Below are 21314 nucleotides of genomic sequence, written 5' to 3' on the forward strand. Positions count from 1 at the left end.
GGCCCCGGCGCGCCCCTGCCGCCGCCCGGTCCCGGCATGCCTCCCGGCGCCCCCGGTGCTCCCGGCATGCCCGGCGCCCCGCAGCCGATGCCGCCGGGTGCGGTACCGCCGGGTGCGGTGCCGCCGCAGGGCGGGCCGATGCCGGGGCAGCCGCAGGCGTACGGCTATCCGCAGCCGGGGCAGCCGACGGTGGGGCCGGGTTATCAGGCCGTGCTGCGCTACCGCGCGCAGGACGGTTCGGAGCAGCAGCTGATCCGGCGTTCGGCGCCGGGGACGCCGCACCCGGAGTGGCAGATCTTCCACGAGCTGCGGGCGATGAACGTGCCGCCGGACCAGGTGCTGGAGCTGCACACCGAGCTGGAGTCGTGCGAGCTGCCGGGTGCGTACTGCGCGCGGATGATCCGGGAGCAGTGGCCGCAGGCGCGGATCGCGAGCATCGCGCCGTACGGCACGGACCACGCGAGCCGGCAGCAGGGCATGCAGCAGTTGCTGGCGCACCAGGGAGAGCTGCACCAGGTGGCGGACGGTCCCGCTCGGCCGGCGCCGGTGCGGGCTCCGTTGGCGCCGGTGCAGGCCGCCCCGCCGGTACCGCCGGAGACCGTCGCGCAGGAGCTGGCGGCGGCGTTCGGGCCGGGGGTCTTCCGGTTCGAGCAGCAGGCGGTGTCGCGTCAGGGGGTGCCGCCGGTCGTGGCGCACACGCTGGTGGTGGCCGGTCTGCCGGTCGACATGGGTCCGTTCTTCTGGGCGCAGGCCCAGCCGGGCCGTCCGGTGCCGACGCTGGCGGAGCTGGCGGCCGAGCGCGGGGTGCAGCCGGCCGCGGACGCGGGCTCGTACCTGGTGATGGGTACGGACTTCGGTAAGGCGCTCTGTGTGCAGTACGGGACGGCGCACATCGTCGCGGTGCCCGTGGAGGCGGGTCCGGGCGGTGCGCCGGTGCCGCCGCAGTTCGTGAACACGGGGCTGCCGGAGTTCGCGCGGTGCCTGGCGCTGCTGGGCCGGATGTGGCGGCTGAGGTTCGGTCTCAACCAGGAGCAGGCGGGCCGCTGGACGGTGGACTTCCAGGCGCAGCTGGCCGCCCTGGACCCGGCGGCGCTGGGTTCGCCGGAGAGCTGGTGGTCGGTGCTGCTGGAGCAGATGTGGGACGGCCTGCTGTAGCGGGCGCGACCGGAGCCTGATCGCGGCCCGCGTCCGGCCGGGCGCGTCCGATCGCCTCATGCCCTTCACGCCTGAGCGTGAAGGGCATGAGTTTTTTGTCGGGGGTGCGCGGCCCGCTCCGACCGGAGTTGCCGCATGTCGGAGGTTCGCGACCGCGACTTGCGCACGGAGTGTCGCGTTATGACCGCTTGTGCCAGATCCCTCAGGATGTGCGCCACATGACGTGGTGTGCAGGTCCGGCGGAGAGGGGTCCCCAGGGTGAGCAGCGCAGTGACGCCGCACCGTTTCGCGACGGTCCGGGGGCGTGCCTACCGTCCCGCCCAGGTGGACGCGTACCTGGCGGCGCTGGGGCGGGACCGGGACGCCTCCTGGGAGCGGGCCGCGCGGCTGACCGTGCTGGCCAAGGACATGGAGGCGGAGGCCGCGCGGCTGCGTGAGGCGGTCGCGCGGCTGGAGCCGCAGACGTACGAGACGCTCGGCGAGCAGGCGCGGGAGCTCTTCGGGCTCGTGCTGCGGGAGGCGGCGGCCGTCCGCGAACGTGCCCGGCGCGAGGCGGGGGAGTGGCGCGCGCGGGCCGAGTCGTACGCCCAGGAAGTCGGCGAGGCGGCCCGGGAGGACGCGCGGGTGCTGCGCGCGGAGGCCGAGGAGCATGCCCGCCGATGCCTGCTCGCGGCGCGTGCCGAGGCCGACGAACTGCGGGTCGGCGCCCGGCGCGAGGTGAAGGAGGGGCGCGGGGAGACGCTCGGCGCGCTGCGCGAGGTGCGGCAGCGCACCGCGGGCGTACTCACGGGAATGACCCGGGAGCACGCCGAGCGGTGGGCCGCGGCGGAACGGGAGGAGGCCGGACGGCTGGCCGCGTTCGAGGCGGCCCACGCCGAGCGGACGGCCCGGGCCGAGGCCGCCCTGGCCGCGGCGGAACGCGAACTCGCCGGGGCCCGGGAGTCGGCGCGCTCCCGCGAGGAGGAGGCGCGGGCGCACGCCGCCGTGCTGCTCGCCGAGGCGCGGGCCCGCGAGGAGCGGATCTCCCGGGACACCGAGCGGGTGCTGCGTGAGCACGGCGAGACCTGGGACGTCGTGCAGACGCAGATGGACTCGGTGCGCGACAGCCTCGTCTCGCTGACCGGCCGGGCGGTCGTGGAGTAGCGGCGGCGCCCGCGGTCGTGCCGCTCATTCGCCCTCGTGTACCGCCCCCGCCAGGATCCTGCCCTCCACGGCCTCGTACTGGTTCCGTTGCTCCTCCGCCCTGCGGCGGCCGGAGGCGACCGTGCCGAGCCAGCCGAAGAAGAAGCCGGCCGGGATGGAGACGATCCCGGTGGTGGTGAACGGGAACCAGTTGAAGTCGGCGTCCGGGAAGGCGGAGACGGGCGAGCCGGAGACGAGGTTGGTGCCCGGCATGAGCAGCAGCACGGTCAGCGAGCCGCCGATCAGGGTGCCCATCAGCCCGGCGCGGGTGTAGCGGCGCCAGAAGAGGCCGTAGACCAGGGCGGGTGCGAGGGCGGAGGCGCCCAGGCAGAAGGAGAGGGTCACCAGCGGCTGCAGGCTGTGGTGCTGCGCCAGGGTGGCCAGCAGGATCGTCGGCGCTCCGATGGCGAGGGCGGAGAAGCGGGCCAGGAGCATCTCCCGACGGGCGGGCATCCGCCGCACCCAGCTCGCGAACACGTCGTGGGCGAGGGAGTTGGCGCAGGCGAGGATCATCCCGGCCACCGAGGCGAGCAGGGTGAGGAAGATCGCCGTGGTCACCAGGGTGAAGAGGAAGGTCTCGCCCGCCGACACGTCGGTGCCGAACGCGGCCCGTGAGCCGATCAGGTAGGCGGTGTTGCCCTGCGGATCGGCGGCGCCGATCGCCGCTCGGCCGACGAGGGCGGTGGCGCCGAACCCGACGACGGTGAGGACCAGGACGAACAGGGCGACGAGGGAGACCGCCCAGGACAGTGAGCGGCGCACCTGGCGGGCGCTGGAGGCGGTGTACATGCGCATGGTGATGTGCGGCAGGCAGGCACCGCCGAGCACGATGGTCAGCTCCGAGCTGATCATGTCCAGGCGGGCGCCGGAGTGCCCGGTGAACTGGAGCCCGGAGTGCAGGAAGGCGGGTCCGGCGCCGCTCTGTCGCGCGGCCGCGGTGAACAGGGCGCCCGGGTCCCAGTCGAAGCGGCTCAGGATCAGTACGGCGACGGCGGCGCCGGATCCGACCAGCAGCACGATCTTCGCGATCTGGATGAGGGCGGTGCCCTTCATGCCGCCGATGGCCGCGTAGCTGATCATCAGAGCGCCGACGCCGATGACGCAGCCGGTCTTCAGCGACTCGTTGGAGAAGCCGAGGATGAACGCCATGAGCTGCCCGGCGCCCGCCAGTTGGACGAGCATCATCGGCAGCAGCGAGGCGATCGTCACCGCGCAGGCGGTGATCCGTACGGACCGGCCCGGCATCCGGCGGGCCAGCGCGTCGCCCATGGTGAACCGGCCCGCGTTGCGCAGCGGTTCGGCGAGCAGGAACATCAGCAGGAGCAGCGAGAGGGCCGTGCTGAGGGCGAGGACGACCCCGTCGTAGCCGCACAGGGCGATCACTCCGCCGGTACCGAGGACGGTGGCGGCGGAGATGTAGTCACCCGCGATGGCCAGGCCGTTGCGCAGCGGGGACAGGGAGCCGTAGCCGGTGTAGAACTCGTCGAGGTCGTCGCCGTCGGGGCCCGTCATCACGCACAGCAGCAAGGTGAGGGTGGCCACGGCGCAGAAGGCGACCAGGGACATGGTCTGGGCCGAGCCGCTGAATCCGGTGATGCCGGCGGGGGCGGGGGCGGCGGTCATCGGGTGGCTCCCCGGCGCGCGTTGAGTTCGGTCTCCTTGCGGATGCGGTCGGCGAGCGGGTCCACGTGGCGGCGCGCGGTGTGTTCGTACAGGGCGATCGCCAGCCAGGTGACCGGGAGTTGGAGCAGGGCGAGCAGCAGGCCCGCGGGGACGCCGTCGGCGACCGTCCGGGTCATGACGCCGGGTGCGAACGCGGACAGGACGAGGAACAGGGTGAAGTAGCCGAGCGCGGTGAGGGTGGCGGTGCGGCGCTGCCAGCGGTAGGCGCCGCGCAGCACGCGCAGGTCGCTGTGGTGTCCGAGGGGTTCGCGGACCGGGGTGCGGTACGGCCGGGGCGGTTCGGGCGGCGGGGGCTGCCAGGGGTAGGTGAGGTGGGTCGGCGGGCGCGGCGGGTCGTAGGACATCCCGTTGGCTCCTTGCGTGGCTCGGGTCCGTGGCGGCGGACCGCAGGGAGGTTGGGGGGCGGAGCCACGCACGCTACTCGCGGGCCGGGGAACGCGTGGCGATTTCCCCGAACTGGCCGGTCGGTATGCGCTTACTTCGCGGGAGCGGGGTCCGACCTGGGGGGTTACCCGCCTTAACCCGGGGTGCCGGGGCTCATTCCGGCCGTACCGGGAACCGCCGGGGCGCCACCACGAGCAGCACCACGAACGCCAGGGCCGCCGCGCCGGCCGCGCCCAGGTACACCGCGTGGACCGCGGCGGCGATCGCGCGGCGGGTGGTCTCCGGCGCCGTGCCGGCATCCAGGGCGCGGGTGACGGACTCCAGGTCGCCGGCTCCGCCGAGGCGCGCGGCCAGCACGCCGTTGGCGACGGCGCCGAACACGGAGGCGCCCACGGTCTGCCCGGTCTGCCGGCAGAACAGTACCGACGCCGTGGTCGTCCCGCGCTCCGCCCAGCCCACCGTCGACTGCACCCCGATGATCAGCGGCAGCTGGAACAGCCCCAGGGCCCCGCCGAGCAGCAGCATCAGCAGCATCGGCTGCCACCAGGAACCCGGGTAGGGCAGGAACGGGAACGCGAACAGGATCAGCGCGCCCAGGCCGATGCCGAGCAGGGCGGTGTCGCGGAAGCCGATGCGCCGGTACACGTGCTGGCTGAGCGCCGCCGACGCCGACCAGGTCAGCGTCCACACGCACAGCACCAGACCGGCGGCCGCCGGGCCGAGCCCCAGCACCGACTGGGCGTACGTCGGCAGGAACACCGAGGGCGCCACCATCAGCAGTCCCAGCGCGCCCAGCGCCAGATTGACGGCCGCGATCGTACGGCGCCGCCACACCCACCCGGGGATGATCGGCTCCGCCGCCCGCCGCTCCACCCCCACCACGACCCCGGCCAGCGCGAGCCCGGTGCCGGCCAGCGCCAGCGAGGGCGCCGACAGCCACGGCCAGGCCACCCCGCCCTGCACCAGCGCGGTCAGCAGCACCCCGCCGCAGGCGAAGACCGCGAGCGCGCCCGCCCAGTCCACGCGCACCCGGGCCGCCCGCTCCCGCGCGGGCTCGTGCAGATGACGGACGACCAGCCACAGCGCCACCGCGCCGATCGGCAGGTTGACCAGGAAGATCCAGCGCCACCCCGCGTACGCGGCGAGCACCCCGCCCAGACCCGGCCCGGCCACCGCCGACACCGCCCACACCGTGGACAGCCGGGCCTGGATGCGCGGGCGTTCCTTCAGCGGGTACAGGTCGGCGGCGAGTGTCTGCACGGTCCCCTGCAACGCCCCGCCGCCCAGGCCCTGCACGACCCGGAACGCGATCAGCGCCCCCATGTCCCAGGCGCCCGCGCACAGCAGCGAGCCCAGCAGGAACACGGCGGCCCCGGCGACCAGCACCGGCTTGCGGCCGAAGGTGTCGGACAGCTTGCCGTAGACGGGGAGGGTGACGGTGACGGCGAGCAGATAGCCGGAGAACAGCCACGAGAAGACGGAGAACCCGCCGAGGTCGCCGACGATCTGCGGGACGGCGGTGGAGACGATCGTGGCGTCGAGCGCGGCCAGCGCCATCGAGAGCATCAGCGCGGCGACGACCGCGCCCCGGCCCCGGCCGCCCCGCCGCGCGGTGGCGCCCTCACGTGTCGCGGGTGTCGTGCTGCCCACCGGATCCCCTTCCCCCGTACCCGGCACCCGCGTTGCCGCGCGCGCCTGCCCGCACCCCGCGTCCCGCGAGGTGGAGTGCCCTGCGACAGCTTCGCACTTGACCCTGACGCGGCGGGAGGGTGGAGCCTTTCCGGGCCGGAGGGTGGAGCCGCCCCCGAGAACCTCTCCACCCGGCGGTGGACCACCCCTAGGGGTACCTCCGTACCAGGGCTCGGGGAGGGTTCGTCCCGCCGGAGGACGAGAAGGGCCCGGTGCCGTCCTTAATCTGGCTTTACGCCGCTGGGGGGCGGCCGAACGAACCGGCGGGGGTGGGGTTAGCCCCCGTACAAGAGGGGTCCTCACACCAGCGCGCGGCCCGCCGCCGCACGCCAGACTCATCGACGTACCCAGAACGACGCACCGGCTCGCCGGGGCACATCCGCGACTTGCCGACCGATATAGGAGACATACCGTGACATCGGCTGTGACCATTCCCAGGCACGGGGGCACTGGAGGAACGACGGCCGTTGCCGCGAGGGCCCGGCAGGTCGTGAAGGCGTACGGGTCCGGCGAGACCCGGGTCGTCGCCCTCGACCACGTCGACGTGGACATCGCCCGCGGTCAGTTCACCGCGATCATGGGCCCCTCCGGGTCCGGCAAGTCCACCCTGATGCACTGCCTCGCCGGTCTCGACACCGTCACCTCCGGGCAGATCTACCTGGACGAGACCGAGATCACCGGCCTGAAGGACAAGAAGCTCACCCGGCTGCGCCGGGACCGGATCGGCTTCATCTTCCAGGCGTTCAACCTGCTTCCCACGCTGAACGCGCTGGAGAACATCACGCTGCCCATGGACATCGCCGGCCGCAAGCCCGACCGGGCCTGGCTGGACCGGGTGGTGGAGACCGTGGGGCTCGCCGGGCGGCTCAAGCACCGGCCCACCCAGCTCTCCGGCGGCCAGCAGCAGCGCGTCGCCGTGGCCCGCGCGCTCGCCGCCCGCCCGGAGATCATCTTCGGTGACGAGCCCACCGGAAACCTCGACTCGCGCGCCGGCGCCGAGGTCCTCGGCTTCCTGCGCAGGTCCGTCGACGAACTGGGCCAGACCATAGTGATGGTCACCCACGACCCGGTCGCCGCCTCCTACGCCGACCGCGTGCTCTACCTCGCCGACGGCCGCATCGTGGACGAGATGTACCAGCCGACGGCCGATCAGGTCCTCGACCGCATGAAGGACTTCGACGCCCGGGGGCGTACGTCATGACCGTCCTGAAGACGTCCCTGCGCAACTTCCTCGCGCACAAGGGCCGGATGGCCCTGTCCGCCGTCGCCGTCCTGCTGTCGGTCGGGTTCGTCACCGGCACCCTGGTGTTCACCGACACGATGAACACCACCTTCGACAAGCTCTTCCAGGCCACGTCCTCGAACGTGACGGTCAGCGCCAAGGGCTCCTCGGACACCGGCGAGACCACCTCCCGCACCGGCAAGCCGCCGGTCATGCCCGCCTCCGTGCTCGGCGAGATCCGCAAGGCCGCGGGCGTCCGGTCGGCCGAGGGCACCGTGTTCTCCACCTCGGTCACCGTCGTCGACGGGCACAACGACAAACTGTCGCCCACCAGCGGCGCCCCGACCATCGTCGGCAACTGGAACCACAACGACGCCCGCACCATGAAGATCACCTCCGGCGCGGCGCCGAAGGACGCGGGCCAGGTCATGCTCGACGCGGACACCGCCAAGAAGCACCACCTGAAGCTCGGTGACGACATCGGCGTGATCACCGCCCTCGGCACGCACCACGCGCGCGTGTCCGGCATCGCCACCTTCACCGTCACCAACCCCGGCGCGGCCATCTTCTACCTGGAGACGAAGACCGCCCAGCAGACCCTCGTCGGCCGCACCGGCGTGTACACCAACGTCAACGTCACCGCCGCCAAGGGCGTCACCGACGCGCGGCTGAAGAAGAACGTGACCGCCGCCCTCGGCGGCGGCTACAAGGTGCAGACCGCCAAGGAGGTCGCCGACGCCAACCAGAAGGACGTCGAGAGCTTCCTGAACGTCATGAAGTACGCGATGCTCGGCTTCGCCGGGATCGCCTTCCTGGTCGGCATCTTCCTCATCATCAACACCTTCTCGATGCTGGTCGCCCAGCGCACCCGCGAGATCGGCCTGATGCGCGCCATCGGCTCCTCCCGCCGCCAGGTCAACCGGTCCGTGCTCGTCGAGGCCCTGCTGCTCGGCGTCATCGGCTCCGTGCTCGGCGTCGGCGCCGGCGTCGGCATCGCCGTCGGCCTGATGAAGCTCATGGGCAGCATGGGGATGCACCTGTCCACCGACGACCTGACCGTCGCCTGGACCACCCCCGCGCTCGGCCTGCTGCTCGGCGTGGTCGTCACCGTCCTCGCCGCCTACCTGCCCGCCCGCCGCGCCGGCAAGGTCTCCCCGATGGCCGCCCTGCGCGACGCCGGCGCCCCCGCCGACGCCAGGGCCGGCATCGTCCGGGCCGTGATCGGCCTGGTCCTCACCGGCGCCGGCACCGCGAGCCTGTACGTCGCCGGCACCGCCGACAAGGCCACGGGCGGCTCCGCCTGGCTCGGCCTCGGCGTGGTGCTGACCCTGATCGGCTTCGTCGTCATCGGCCCGCTGCTGGCCTCCGGCCTGATCCGCGTCCTCGGCGCCGTCATCCTGCGGGTCTTCGGCCCCGTCGGACGCATGGCCGAACGCAACGCGCTGCGCAACCCGCGCCGCACCGGCGCCACCGGCGCCGCCCTGATGATCGGCCTGGCCCTGGTGGCCTGCCTGTCGGTGGTCGGCTCCTCCATGGTGGCCTCCGCCACCGACCAGCTCGACAAGACCGTCGGCACCGACTTCATCATCCAGGAGGACCACGGCCAGGTCATCAACCCGCAGGCGGTCAAGGCCATCAAGGCCACACCCGGCCTGGAGCGGGTCACCGAGTACCGCGGCACCGTCGCCGACTACACCACCCCCGACGGCCGCACCCTCAAGGACACGGACATCACCGCGGCCGACCCGACCTACGCACGCGACCTGCGCAAGAAGACCGTCGCGGGCAACCTGGAGGACGCCTACCGGCCCGACTCCATGTCGGTCCACCAGAAGTTCGCCAAGGCCCACGGCATCCACCTCGGCTCGAAGATCACCGTCGCCTTCAAGGACGGCTCCACGGCCCACCTGACCGTCCGCGCCATCACCAGCAGCGACGAGGTGATCGACCAAGGTGCCATGTACACCTCCATCGCCACCCTCGCGAAGTACGTGCCCGCCGACAAGATGCCGCTCGACCAGCTGGTCTTCGCCACCGCCGAGGACGGGCAGCAGGCGGCCGCCTACAAGGCGCTGAAGTCGGCCCTGCACGACTACCCGCAGTACACCGTGCGCGACCAGACCGACTACAAGAAGGCGCTCAAGGACCAGATCGGCCAGCTCCTCAACATGATCTACGGCCTGCTGGCGCTCGCGATCATCGTCGCGGTGCTCGGCGTGGTGAACACCCTCGCCCTCTCCGTGGTCGAGCGCACCCGCGAGATCGGCCTGATGCGGGCGATCGGCCTCTCCCGCCGCCAGCTGCGCCGCATGATCCGCCTGGAGTCCGTGGTGATCGCCGTCTTCGGTGCCCTGCTCGGCCTCGGCCTCGGCATGGGCTGGGGCGCCACCGCCCAGAAGCTGCTCGCCCTGGAGGGCCTGAAGGTCCTGGACATCCCCTGGCCGACCATCATCACCGTCTTCGTCGCCTCGGCCTTCGTGGGCCTGTTCGCCGCCCTGGTCCCGGCCTTCCGGGCCGGCCGGATGAACGTCCTGAACGCCATCGCGACCGACTAGCCCGACGGCACGGCCACCGTACGACCGCCGCACACGGGGGTTGCGGGGGAAGGCCCGGTGCCGGGAAGTCCTGCCAGGACTTCCCGGCACCGGGCCGTTTCCGCGCCCCGGATCCTCCACCCGCCCGCAGTTGTCCACAGGCTCGGGCACCCGCGAGCCCGGAGACGTAGGCTGGAGACCCCCCGGCCCTCACCCGAGTCGGGCTCTTCGCGTTGCCCACACCCGGACGGAAAGCCTCCTCCATGAGCCTGCACGGTCTGCTCGACGCCGTCGTCAAGGACCCCGCCCTCGCGGAAGCGATCGAGGCGGCGGCGGACGGCAACCGCATGCACGTCGACCTCGTCGGTCCCCCGGCCGCCCGCCCCTTCGCCGTCGCCGCCCTCGCCCGCGAGGCCGCCCGCCCGGTGCTCGCGGTGACCGCGACCGGCCGCGAGGCCGAGGACCTCGCCGCCGCCCTGCGCTCGCTGCTGCCCGAGGAGGGCGTCGTCGAGTACCCCTCCTGGGAGACCCTCCCGCACGAGCGGCTCAGCCCCCGCAGCGACACCGTCGGCCGCCGCCTAGCCGTCCTGCGCCGCCTCGCCCACCCCCGCCCCGACGACCCCGAGACCGGCCCGGTCTCCGTCGTCGTCGCGCCCGTACGATCCGTGCTCCAGCCGCAGGTCAAGGGCCTCGGCGACCTGGAGCCGGTGGCGCTGAGGACCGGCCAGACCGCCGACCTGAACGAGATCGTGCAGGCCCTCGCGGCCGCCGCCTACGCGCGCGTGGAGCTGGTCGAGAAACGCGGCGAGTTCGCCGTGCGCGGCGGCATCCTGGACGTGTTCCCGCCCACCGAGGAACACCCCCTGCGCATCGAGTTCTGGGGCGACGACGTCGAGGAGATCCGCTACTTCAAGGTCGCCGACCAGCGCTCCCTCGAAGTCGCCGAGCACGGCCTGTGGGCCCCGCCCTGCCGCGAGCTGCTGCTCACCGACGACGTGCGCGCCCGCGCGCGTGCCCTCGCCGAGGAGCACCCGGAGCTGGGCGAACTGCTCAACAAGATCGCCGAGGGCATCGCGGTCGAGGGGATGGAGTCCCTCGCCCCCGTCCTCGTCGACGACATGGAACTGCTCCTCGACGTCCTGCCCAAGGGCGCCATGGCCGTGGTCTGCGACCCGGAGCGGGTCCGCACCCGCGCCGCCGACCTCGTCGCCACCAGCCAGGAGTTCCTCCAGGCGTCCTGGGCGGCCACCGCGGGCGGCGGCGACGCCCCGATCGACGTGGGCGCCGCCTCCCTGTGGTCCATCGCCGACGTCCGCGACCGCGCGCGCGAGCTGGACATGATGTGGTGGTCCGTCTCGCCGTTCGCCGCCGACGAGGAACTGGACGCGGACACCCTCAAGCTGGGCATGCACGCCACCGAGACCTACCGCGGCGACACCGCGCGGGCGCTCGCCGACACCAAGGGCTGGCTCGCCGACGGATGGCGCACGGTCTTCGTCACCGAAGGCCACGGCCCGGCCGCCCGCACCGTCGAGGTGCTCGGCGGCGAGGGCATCGCCGCCCGCCTGGACGTCGACCTCGTCGACCTCGGCCCCTCCCTCGTCCATGTGTCCTGCGGCTGCATCGACTACGGCTTCGTCGACCCGGCGCTGAAGCTCGCCGTTCTCACCGAGACCGACCTCACCGGCCAGAAGGCCGCCGGCCGCGACGGCGCCCGCATGCCGGCCCGCCGCCGCAAGACGATCGACCCGCTCACCCTGGAGCAGGGCGACTACATCGTGCACGAGCAGCACGGCGTCGGCCGCTACATCGAGATGGTGCAGCGCACCGTGCAGGGCGCCACCCGCGAGTACCTGGTCGTGGAGTACGCCCCCGCCAAGCGCGGCCAGCCCGGCGACCGCCTCTACATCCCCACCGACCAGCTGGAGCAGGTCACCAAGTACGTCGGCGGCGAGGCCCCCACCCTGCACCGCCTCGGCGGCGCCGACTGGGCCAAGACCAAGGCGCGCGCCAAGAAGGCGGTCAAGGAGATCGCCGCCGACCTGATCAAGCTCTACAGCGCCCGCATGGCCGCCCCCGGCCACGCCTTCGGCGCCGACTCCCCCTGGCAGCGCGAGCTGGAGGACGCCTTCCCGTACGCGGAGACCCCCGACCAGCTCACCACCATCGCCGAGGTCAAGGAGGACATGGAGAAGTCGGTCCCGATGGACCGCCTGATCTGCGGCGACGTCGGCTACGGCAAGACCGAGATCGCGGTCCGCGCCGCCTTCAAGGCCGTGCAGGACGGCAAGCAGGTCGCCGTGCTCGTCCCCACCACCCTGCTGGTGCAGCAGCACTTCGGCACCTTCTCCGAGCGGTACTCGCAGTTCCCGGTGAACGTGCGGGCCCTGTCCCGGTTCCAGACCGACACCGAGGCCAAGGCCGTCCTGGAGGGCCTGAAGGACGGCGCGGTGGACGTGGTCATCGGCACTCACCGCCTGTTCTCCTCCGAGACGAAGTTCAAGGACCTCGGCCTGGTCGTCGTCGACGAGGAGCAGCGCTTCGGCGTCGAGCACAAGGAGCAGCTGAAGAAGCTCCGCGCCAACGTCGACGTGCTGACCATGTCGGCCACGCCGATCCCGCGCACCCTGGAGATGGCGGTCACCGGTATCCGCGAGATGTCCACGATCACCACCCCGCCCGAGGAGCGGCACCCGGTGCTCACCTTCGTCGGGCCGTACGAGGAGCGGCAGATCGGCGCGGCCATCCGGCGCGAACTGCTGCGCGAGGGCCAGGTCTTCTACATCCACAACCGGGTCGAGTCCATCGACCGGGCGGCCGCGCGGCTGCGTGAAGTCGTCCCCGAGGCCCGCATCGCCACCGCCCACGGCCAGATGTCCGAGTCGGCGCTGGAGCAGGTCGTCGTGGACTTCTGGGAGAAGAAGTTCGACGTGCTGGTGTCGACCACGATCGTCGAGTCCGGCATCGACATCTCCAACGCCAACACGCTGATCGTGGAGCGCGGCGACACCTTCGGCCTGTCCCAGCTCCACCAGTTGCGCGGCCGCGTCGGCCGCGGCAGGGAGCGCGGATACGCGTACTTCCTCTACCCGCCGGAGAAGCCGCTGACCGAGACCGCGCACGAGCGGCTCGCCACCATCGCCCAGCACACCGAGATGGGCGCGGGCATGTACGTGGCGATGAAGGACCTGGAGATCCGCGGCGCCGGAAACCTGCTCGGCGGCGAGCAGTCCGGGCACATCGCGGGCGTGGGCTTCGACCTGTACGTCCGCATGGTCGGCGAGGCGGTCGCGGACTACCGGCGGCAGCTGGAGACCGGCGAGATCGAGGAGGAGCCGCCGCTCGAGGTCAAGATCGAGCTGCCCGTCGACGCGCACGTCCCGCACGACTACGCGCCCGGCGAGCGGCTGCGCCTGCAGGCCTACCGGGCCATCGCCTCCGCCAACTCCGAGGAGGACGTCAAGGCCGTCCGCGAGGAGCTCACCGACCGCTACGGCAAGCTGCCCGAGCCGGTGGAGAACCTGCTGCTGGTGGCCGGGCTGCGGATGCTGGCGCGCGCGTGCGGCGTCGGCGAGGTCGTGCTCCAGGGCACCAACATCCGGTTCGCCCCGGTCGAGCTGCGCGAGTCGCAGGAACTGCGCCTCAAGCGGCTGTACCCGGGCACGGTCATCAAGCCGTCCGTGCACCAGGTGCTGGTCCCGCGCCCGAAGACCGCCAAGGTCGGCGGCAAGCCGCTCGTCGGCCGCGAACTGCTGGGTTGGGTGGGCGAGTTCCTCGCCTCGATCCTCGGTTCGTGACGCCCGGCCGGCCGTGACCGGCGACTCCCGGCGACCGCCGCCGGCGTCATGACCACCGAAGCCCCGGATCCACCGGATCCGGGGCTCCGGCCGTACCGGCCCGCTCCCCGTGTCCCCGCTCACGGCAAGTCAGGTCCGCCTTGACCCGGTTGACCCCTTATCGGGCCATCTGCTGGACGGCGTGGGCCCGTTACCGTGGAACCAGGAACGGTCCGCCCGTACAGCAGGGCGGGCCAGCGTGAGCGAGGGGGACGCACCGTGACGCGTCTGAGGGGTGGGACGATCACCGCGGTGGCCGTCATGGCGGTCGCTGTGACCGGCTGCAAGGACGGCCAGATCACGGGATCCTCCGGTCCGCGGGAGGCCGGGCGCGGGGGAGCCGCCCTGGCCGCCGCCGACGCGCTGACCGTCAAGGGCCGCGCCCCGAAGACCGGTTACGCGCGCGAGCGCTTCGGCACCGCCTGGGCCGACACCGACTCCAACTCCTGCGACACCCGCGACGACATCCTCAAGCGCGACCTGAAGGAGGTGAGGTTCACCGGCGGCACCTGCAAGGTCGGCTACGGCCTGCTGGAGCCGGACCCGTACTCCGGCAAGGACGTCACCTACCGGCGCGGCCGCAGCCAGGTCGACATCGACCACGTGGTCGCCCTCTCGGACGCCTGGCAGAAGGGCGCGAAGTACTGGGACGCCGGCAAGCGGATAGCCCTGGCCAACGACCCGCTCAACCTCATCGCGGTCGACGCGAGCACCAACCGCGGCAAGGGCGACGGTGACACCGCCACCTGGGTCCCGCCCAACAAGTCCTACCGCTGCTCCTACGTGGCCGCCCAGGTGGCCGTGAAGAAGAAGTACGAGCTGTGGGTCACCCCCGCCGAGAAGGCCGCGATGAAGAAGGTCCTCGCCGCCTGCCCGGACCAGAAGCTCCCGTCGGGCGGTAACCCCACCGAGGCGCCCAAGCGGTTCCGGGCGCGGTGAGCCGGGGTGGGGGAGCCCGGGTGGGCGGCCCCGAAATCCGGTTCCCCGGCCCGGACCCCGCGGTCTAGCGTGGCCCGCATGGACGTGCGTGTGAACAGCCTCGCCGAGCGGCCCGACCGGCTGCCGGCGGTGCTCGGGATGGCCGACACCTGGCCCGAGTTCGTGACCCAGGACCCCGTGGGCAACGCCCACTACGGCCGCATCCCCACCGAACTGCCCGAGTACGCGCTGTTCGCCGAGGACGAGCGGGGCGAGATCCTCGCGCACGCCTTCAGCGTGCCGTTCCGGCTCGGCGCCGAGGGCCGGGGCGCCCTGCCCGCCCGGGGCTGGGACCAGATCCTGCTCTGGGCCTTCTCCGACCTGCGCCACGGCGTACGGCCCGACACGGTCAGCGCGATCTCCGTCGTCGTGTCACCGGCGGCCCAGGGCCGCGGCCTGTCCGCCGTGATGCTCTCGGCGATGCGGGCGAACGCCGCAGCCCGCGGATTCCGCGAGGTCGTCGCCCCCGTACGCCCCAGCGCCAAGCACCGGGAACCGCACACCCCGATCCACGAGTACGCCCACCGGGTCAGGCCCGACGGCCTCCCGCACGACCCGTGGCTGCGGGTGCACGCCCGCGCCGGCGCCACCATCGACTCCGTCGCCCCGGCCTCCATGACCGTGGGCGCCTCCCTGGCCGAGTGGCGCCGCTGGACCGGTCTGCCCTTCGACACGCCGGGGGACGTCGAGGTGCCCGGCGCGCTGGTCCCGGTCCGCTGCGAACCGGAGCGCGGGTACGCCGTCTACGTCGAGCCCAACGTATGGATGCGCCACCCGCTCTGACCGTGCGCCGGGCCGCCGCCCGGCTCAGCCGCCCAGGGCGTCCAGGTCGATGACCTTCCCGGCCGGCTTCTGCGCCGGGACCGGCTTCTCGTAGTCGGTGAAGGACAGGTGCACCGGCTCCTTCGCACCGGAGGAGCTGTCCACCCGCAGCAGGTACGGCTTGCCCTCGGTCGCCACGTACAGCGTGTAGCGGTCCTTGCCGTCCTTCTCGTGCAGGACGATCGCCGGGGTGCCGTCGACGGTGGTGGTCTTGCCGCGGGTGGCGTCCGAACTGACGTCGCCCGCGCCGCCGAGGACCGAGTCCAGGTCGCAGAAGCCCGCGATGTCCTTGGCGTCCTGCCCCTTCACCGCCATCTTGGCCCACTTGCCGGCCAGCATGCTGACGGCGGCGTCGGTGTCCGCCTTGGACTCGCCGTCGCTCTGGGCGCGCAGGAACGCCTCGTCGTACTTCATGTAGACGGTGCCGCCGCTCTTGACCAGGTCGGCCTTGCCCTGACCACCCATGCTCATGGCGCCCGCGCACTCGCCCTTCTTGTTCAGGGCCATGTCGAGGGCGATGGTGCCCTTGCTCTCGTCGTCGGCGACGTCACCCTTCATCCGCAGCGACGAGGCACCCGTGGTGGCCTTCATCGCCCGGTCGGCGATCTGCCCGCCGCTCAGCCCGGCGAACGGGCCCTTCGGCTTGCTGTCCGCCTTGTCCTGCCCCGACTGGCAGCCGGTGAGCCCCGCGGTGGCCGCGGCGGCGAGACAGAGGGCGGCGATTGCGGTACGGCGCATGGGAGTTCCTTGCTGCGAGAAGTGAATGAGGTGAAGTGAGGTGAGGTGCGGACGAGCGGTGCCGGGCGAGACGTCGGGCAGGCGGAGTGGTGACCCTCGGGGTCAGCCCGTCTTCTTCCAGTCGCCGCAGCCGGTCGTCTTGAAGTAGGCGTCGATGGCGCGGACGGTGACCACGGCCGTGCCGGTCACGTTGTCGTTGGCGATGATCGAGTCGAGGCTCTGCTCGGCGTCCTCGGTGCGCTCCCAGGAGCAGGAGCCGTCACCCACGACTCCCACGACGGCGCTCAGTGCGATCTTGCTCTTCATGCCCATGACGGACCCCCTCCGACACAGCGGCCGCCCCCTCCGGCCGGCCGCTCGTTCGCTGGGTCAATAAGAACAGAGGCTGTGAACCGAGTCAACACGGTTCACACTTCGAGTCGAGTACACGATCGTGAAGGCATGGATCTTGTGTACGCCGGTATGCTCGGCGCACACACGGGACGAGGGGAGCGGGGCCGGTGCACGACAACGCGACAGAGGTGACCGCCGCCGGTATCGCGCGGCTCGCCGGGGTGGGCCGGGCCGCGGTCAGCAACTGGCGTCGCCGGCACGCCGACTTCCCCAAGCCGGTGGGCGGCACCGAGACCAGCCCGTCCTTCGCGCTCGCCGAGGTGGAGGCGTGGCTGCGCCGGCAGGGCAAGCTCGCCGAGGTCCCGCTGCGCGAGCGCGTCTGGCAGCAGCTCGCCGGGCACCCCGAGGGCCCGGCCACCGCCCTCGCGTACACGGGCTGCGTCCTGCTGCTCATCCACGAGCGCCCCACCGTCTGGCTCGACGTGAGCGCCGGCTCCGACGAGCGGCTGGCCGAGTTGCTGCCCGGCGCCCTGGAGCAGGTGCTCACCCCGCGCTTCGGCGCCCCGGGCGCCGCCGGTGTTCACGCCGGAGGAAGTGGTGCTCACACCGGCGGGGCCGGGGAACCCTCATCGGCTGCGGGCAGCGGTCCCGCTGTGCACACCGGCCCGACGCCTCCGGCGCCCCCGGCGAGCCCCGCGCACGCCGCGAGCCCCGCGCACCCGGCGGACCCCGCGCCCGCCGCCGTACCCACCGCGCCCGCCGCGGCGCCGCTCGCGCCCGCACCCGCGACCCCCGCCCCCGCGATCCCCGTCCCGGCCGGTGACCGGCTCCTCGCCTCCGCCCCCCTGCTGCGCGGGGCCGCCGAGCTGGCCGCCGGGACGGGGGCGCGGCAGACCTTCGAGTTCCTGCTGGGCCGGCACCTGGACGCCAACCCGCGCCAGTACACGCTCACCCCGGCCGAGCTGGCCCGGCTGATGGCCGACCTCGCCGGGCCCGCCCGCACCGTCCTCGACCCGGCCTGCGGCACCGGCGCCCTGCTGCGCGCCGTGGACCCGCGCCCCGGCCAGGAGCTGTACGCCCAGGACAGCTCCGCCGACCTCGTCGCGCTGACCGCGCTGCGCCTCGCCCTGCGGTCCCGGGCCACCGTCCGCGCCGTCGCGGGCGACACCCTCCGCCGTGACGCCCACCCCGGGCTGCGCGCCGAGGCCGTTCTGTGCCATCCGCCGTTCAACGAACGCAACTGGGGCCACGACGAACTGGCCTACGACCCCCGCTGGGAGTACGGCTTCCCCGCGCGCACCGAGTCCGAGCTGGCCTGGGTCCAGCACGCGCTGGCGCGCCTGGCCGACGACGGCACCGCCGTCCTGCTCATGCCCCCGGCCGCCGCCTCCCGCCGGTCCGGGCGCCGGATCCGTGCCGACCTGCTGCGCCGGGGCGCGCTGCGGGCCGTGGTCGCGCTGCCGGTCGGCGCGGCACCGCCGTACAACATCCCGCTCCACCTGTGGGTGCTGCGCAGGCCGGGCCGGACGCCCGCGGCGCCCGAGGTGCTGCTCGCCGACACCGGGCGGTTCGCGGGCGAGGCGCGCGGCGGCCCGGACTGGCAGGCGGTGCGGGACGCGGTCCTGGACGCCTGGCGCGCCTTCGCGCGCGGGGAGCGGTCGGCGGAACGGCCGGGCCTGGCGCGTGCCGTGCCGGTCATCGAACTGCTCGACGACGACGTGGACCTCGCACCCGCCCGCCACCTGCCGCCGTCCGCGCCGGCCGACGGCGTCGAACAGCTCACCGCGGTGCGCGAACGCCTCGGCGCGACCCTGCGACTGACCGCCGACCTCACCCCGCCGCCCGCCGAACCGGTGCCGCCCGCGCGCCGGCCGCTCACCACCGTCGGCGAACTCGCGCGCGGGGGCGCGTTGGTGCTGCGCACCGGCGGGACCGGCGGCCGCACGCGCGTGCCCGTGCTCACCGACCACGACGTGCTCGCCGGGACGGCACCCTCCGGGACGCTTCCGGAGACCGACGAGGAGGCCGTGCTGACCGAACCGGGCGACGTCGTCCTGCCGGTGCTCGGCGGCGGCTCGGTGGCGCGTGTGATCGACGGGGCGACCGGGGGTGCCGCCCTGGGCCGCAACCTCGTGCTGCTGCGCCCCGATCCCGCGGCGCTCGACCCCTGGTTCCTCGCCGGCTTCCTGCGCGGCACCGCCAACCACCGCCGGGCCAGCAGCTACGTCTCCACCGCCACCCGCCTGGACGTCCGCCGGCTCCAGCTGCCCCGGCTCCCGCTGGACGAACAGCTGCGCTACGGCGCGCGCTTCAGGGCGCTCGACGAGTTCGAGCGGGCGCTGCGTCACGCGAGCCGACTGGGGGAGCAGTTGGTGCGCGGGATGTACGACGGGCTCACGGACGGCACCGTCGCGCCGGATTGACGGCGGCGGCCGGACAACGGTTCGGTACAACCCGGACCGCTTGTCCGTGTCGGGCCATATGCTCGGTGCGACCATCGCACGAGTGGTGTCGTCGGCCCGGTGGAGCACACCGGGCGGACAGGTACGCCCATTTCAGGCATCAGGAGCAGCCATGCAAGGCCACGGCTACGCACAGCCGGCGAAGCAGCCACCGCACCCCGCGTGGCTCGTCTTCCTGCGTGTGCTGTTCGTCGCGGTCGGGGTCTTCAGCATCGGCTTCCTGGCCTGGGTGATCCTGCTGCGGCTGGCCGTCGTCACGCGCAAGTCGCTGGACTGGGGCCTGTTCGTGGCGGTGCTGGCGGCCGACATCCTCAGCATCGTGCTGCTGGGCAGCGAGCCCGGCGACGAGATCCACACCGCCGGCGGCTACCTGGGCCTGAGCATCCTGCTCATCACCCTGGCCCTGGCGGTCGTGTACTACCTGGTGGCCGAGAGCCGGCACTACCAGGGCCTGCGCGCGGCCCACGGACCCGGCCCGGCCTACGGCTACCCGCAGCCGGCGTCGCCGTTCACCGCGGCGACCGTGCCGCACAACCCCGGCCCGCTGCAGGCGCCGCCCGCCACGCCGCCCATGACGCACACCCCCGTCCCCGGGCCCCCGCCGCAGCGGCCGGCGCCCGCCCGGATCGACCAGGTCCGCGCCGAGCTGGACGAGCTGAGCGACTACCTGCGCCACCACGACGGACACCAGGGCGGCCACCACGACGGGCAGCCGGGCGCCGGTCACGAGGGCGGACGGTGAGCGTGGCGGCAGGACGTGTCGTCGCCGGTCGCTACGAGTTGTCCACCCTCATCGGCCAGGGCGGCATGGGCCAGGTCTGGACGGCGTACGACCAGCGACTGGACCGGCGGGTCGCGGTGAAGCTGCTGCGCCCCGACAAGGTGGCCGGCCAGGAGGCCGACGAACTGCGCCGCCGGTTCGTGCGCGAGTGCCGGGTCACCGCCCAGGTCGACCACCCCGGACTGGTCACCGTGCACGACGCCGGCAGCGAGGGCGAGGAGCTGTTCCTCGTCATGCAGTACGTCGACGGCGCCGACCTCTCCGACCACCTCGCCGAGCACGACCCCTACCCGTGGCAGTGGTCGGTCGCCGTGGCCGCGCAGCTCTGCGCCGTGCTCAGCGCCGTGCACGCGGTGCCGATCGTGCACCGCGACCTCAAGCCGCGGAACGTGATGGTCAAGCAGGACGGCACCGTCACCGTCCTCGACCTGGGCGTGGCCTCCGTGATGGACACCGACACCACGCGCCTGACCCACACCGGCTCACCCATCGGCTCGCCCGCCTACATGGCGCCCGAGCAGGCGATGGGCGGCGCCGTCGGCCCGTACACCGACCTGTACGCGCTCGGCGTGCTGCTGCACGAACTGCTCAGCGGCGAGGTGCCGTTCGCCGGCTCCACGGCGCTCGGCGTGCTGCACCGGCACCTGTACGAGCCGCCGGTACCCGTGCGGCGCATCCGCCCGGAGGTCCCCGAGGCCCTGGAGGCGCTCGTGCTGCGCCTGCTCTCCAAGGACCCGCAGCACCGGCCGGCCTCCGCGCAGGAGGTCTACGAGCACCTCGAACTGCTGCTGCCCGCACGGGGCATGCCGACCGGCGCGCCCCTGGACCCCACCCGCCCCTTCCTGCGCCCGCACGCTCCCTGGCCGGACCGCGCCCGGACACCAGCGCCGCAGCCCGCACCCGTCGCGCCCGCGCCGGCGGTGACCGGCAAGCCCGACGTGGCCGCCGCCGTCGACGAGATCAAGCGGCTCCTCGGCGAGGGCCGGATCACCCAGGCCGTGGACATCCTCGGCGCCATCCTGCCCACCGCGGCCGAGCAGCACGGCGAGCACTCCCCGGTGGTGCGCACCCTGCGCAAGCAGTACGCGGCCACCCTCATGGACGACGGCCAGTACCGGCGCGCGCTGCCCGAGCTGCGCCGGCTGGCCGACGAGCGCGCCGCCGAGGCCGGCCAGGCCGACCCGCAGTCCCTGCGCTACCGCTACGAGGCGGCCCAGTGCCTGGAACAGCTCGGCGAACCGGCGGCCGCGCTCGCCGAGTACCGCGCCCTGCTGCCGTACTACGAGAACCAGTACGTCTCCGGCGACCCGCAGCTCGCGCACGACGTCCGGCGCCGCATCGGCCACCTGCTGCTCGCCGTCGGGGACCGGCCCGCCGCCCACGACACGCTCGCGCGGCTGCTCGTGGACGTCGAACGCTTCCAGGGCCCCGGCCACCCGCTGGCCGGGGAGATCCGCCGGACCCTCCAGTGGCTGGGACAGGTGCGCGGATAGTTTTTGCCGTTCCCCGGCTGAT

Annotated in this window: 15 protein-coding genes; 10 read left to right on the plus strand and 5 right to left on the minus strand. The window is 73.2% G+C overall.

Features of this window, described 5'->3' with window-relative positions:
- Positions 1-1155: SUKH-4 family immunity protein (locus PV343_RS23180; RefSeq protein ID WP_319148875.1), on the plus strand; the 1155-nt coding region annotated here is incomplete at its 5' end.
- Between the two features lie 258 nt (positions 1156-1413).
- Positions 1414-2298: a cellulose-binding protein gene (locus PV343_RS23185; RefSeq protein ID WP_319148876.1), complete on the plus strand. Its 885-nt coding sequence runs from the start codon at positions 1414-1416 to the stop codon at positions 2296-2298.
- Positions 2299-2322: 24 nt separating this feature from the next.
- On the opposite strand, the gene PV343_RS23190 is transcribed toward PV343_RS23185, so the two are convergent.
- The 3 genes from PV343_RS23190 to PV343_RS23200 all read right to left on the minus strand — a co-directional run bounded on the left by PV343_RS23190 (position 2323) and on the right by PV343_RS23200 (position 6054).
- Positions 2323-3960 (minus strand): cation acetate symporter, encoded by a 1638-nt coding sequence (locus tag PV343_RS23190; RefSeq protein ID WP_319148877.1) that lies wholly within the window; start codon positions 3958-3960, stop codon positions 2323-2325.
- Positions 3957-4364, minus strand: a complete 408-nt coding sequence (locus PV343_RS23195) for a DUF485 domain-containing protein (protein WP_319148878.1) — start codon at positions 4362-4364, stop codon at positions 3957-3959. Before PV343_RS23195 ends, PV343_RS23190 begins: the two co-directional genes overlap by 4 nt.
- Positions 4365-4557: 193 nt before the next feature.
- The gene (locus tag PV343_RS23200; protein WP_319148879.1) at positions 4558-6054 is read right to left on the minus strand and encodes an MFS transporter; all 1497 of its coding nucleotides are present in this window, start codon (positions 6052-6054) and stop codon (positions 4558-4560) included.
- Between the two features lie 451 nt (positions 6055-6505).
- Here PV343_RS23200 and PV343_RS23205 point away from each other — a divergent pair, with 451 nt between their 5' ends.
- The 5 genes from PV343_RS23205 (at position 6506) to PV343_RS23225 (ending at position 15446) form a co-directional block, all read left to right on the plus strand.
- The gene (locus PV343_RS23205; RefSeq protein WP_020940515.1) at positions 6506-7294 is read left to right on the plus strand and encodes an ABC transporter ATP-binding protein; all 789 of its coding nucleotides are present in this window, start codon (positions 6506-6508) and stop codon (positions 7292-7294) included.
- On the plus strand, positions 7291-9870 hold the full coding sequence (locus PV343_RS23210) for an ABC transporter permease (protein ID WP_319148880.1): 2580 nt from the start codon (positions 7291-7293) through the stop codon (positions 9868-9870). The genes PV343_RS23205 and PV343_RS23210 overlap by 4 nt, the downstream gene beginning before the upstream one ends.
- Positions 9871-10112: 242 nt before the next feature.
- Positions 10113-13646: a transcription-repair coupling factor gene (mfd, locus tag PV343_RS23215; RefSeq protein ID WP_319148881.1), complete on the plus strand. Its 3534-nt coding sequence runs from the start codon at positions 10113-10115 to the stop codon at positions 13644-13646.
- A gap of 258 nt (positions 13647-13904) precedes the next feature.
- Positions 13905-14624, plus strand: coding sequence for an HNH endonuclease family protein (locus PV343_RS23220; RefSeq protein WP_319148882.1), 720 nt, complete (start codon positions 13905-13907; stop codon positions 14622-14624).
- A gap of 78 nt (positions 14625-14702) precedes the next feature.
- Entirely contained in the window at positions 14703-15446 is a 744-nt protein-coding gene (locus tag PV343_RS23225; RefSeq protein ID WP_319148883.1) for an N-acetyltransferase, read from the plus strand.
- A gap of 24 nt (positions 15447-15470) precedes the next feature.
- Here PV343_RS23225 and PV343_RS23230 read toward each other — a convergent pair whose 3' ends face one another.
- Complete coding sequence (locus PV343_RS23230) at positions 15471-16223, minus strand: hypothetical protein (RefSeq protein ID WP_319148884.1); 753 nt, start codon at positions 16221-16223, stop codon at positions 15471-15473.
- A gap of 102 nt (positions 16224-16325) precedes the next feature.
- Positions 16326-16535: a hypothetical protein gene (locus tag PV343_RS23235; protein WP_319148885.1), complete on the minus strand. Its 210-nt coding sequence runs from the start codon at positions 16533-16535 to the stop codon at positions 16326-16328.
- Positions 16536-16723: 188 nt separating this feature from the next.
- On the opposite strand from PV343_RS23235, the gene PV343_RS23240 reads away from it, so the two are divergent.
- The 3 genes from PV343_RS23240 (at position 16724) to PV343_RS23250 (ending at position 21292) form a co-directional block, all read left to right on the plus strand.
- Complete coding sequence (locus PV343_RS23240) at positions 16724-18979, plus strand: N-6 DNA methylase (RefSeq protein WP_319148886.1); 2256 nt, start codon at positions 16724-16726, stop codon at positions 18977-18979.
- Between the two features lie 151 nt (positions 18980-19130).
- On the plus strand, positions 19131-19760 hold the full coding sequence (locus PV343_RS23245) for a hypothetical protein (protein ID WP_319148887.1): 630 nt from the start codon (positions 19131-19133) through the stop codon (positions 19758-19760).
- Positions 19761-19798: 38 nt separating this feature from the next.
- On the plus strand, positions 19799-21292 hold the full coding sequence (locus PV343_RS23250) for a serine/threonine-protein kinase (RefSeq protein ID WP_319148960.1): 1494 nt from the start codon (positions 19799-19801) through the stop codon (positions 21290-21292).
- The last annotated feature ends 22 nt before the right edge of the window (positions 21293-21314 follow it).

It is taken from the genome of Streptomyces sp. WI03-4A (assembly GCF_033792105.1).
Lineage (GTDB): Bacteria > Actinomycetota > Actinomycetes > Streptomycetales > Streptomycetaceae > Streptomyces > Streptomyces collinus_A.

Coding starts and splice junctions, on each gene's coding strand:
- PV343_RS23190 (WP_319148877.1), bottom strand. CDS start 3,960: ATGACCGCCGCCCCCGCCCCCGCCGGCATCACCGGATTCAGCGGCTCG.
- PV343_RS23195 (WP_319148878.1), bottom strand. CDS start 4,364: ATGTCCTACGACCCGCCGCGCCCGCCGACCCACCTCACCTACCCCTGG.
- PV343_RS23210 (WP_319148880.1), top strand. CDS start 7,291: ATGACCGTCCTGAAGACGTCCCTGCGCAACTTCCTCGCGCACAAGGGC.
- mfd (WP_319148881.1), top strand. CDS start 10,113: ATGAGCCTGCACGGTCTGCTCGACGCCGTCGTCAAGGACCCCGCCCTC.
- PV343_RS23225 (WP_319148883.1), top strand. CDS start 14,703: ATGGACGTGCGTGTGAACAGCCTCGCCGAGCGGCCCGACCGGCTGCCG.
- PV343_RS23230 (WP_319148884.1), bottom strand. CDS start 16,223: ATGCGCCGTACCGCAATCGCCGCCCTCTGTCTCGCCGCCGCGGCCACC.
- PV343_RS23235 (WP_319148885.1), bottom strand. CDS start 16,535: ATGGGCATGAAGAGCAAGATCGCACTGAGCGCCGTCGTGGGAGTCGTG.
- PV343_RS23245 (WP_319148887.1), top strand. CDS start 19,131: ATGCAAGGCCACGGCTACGCACAGCCGGCGAAGCAGCCACCGCACCCC.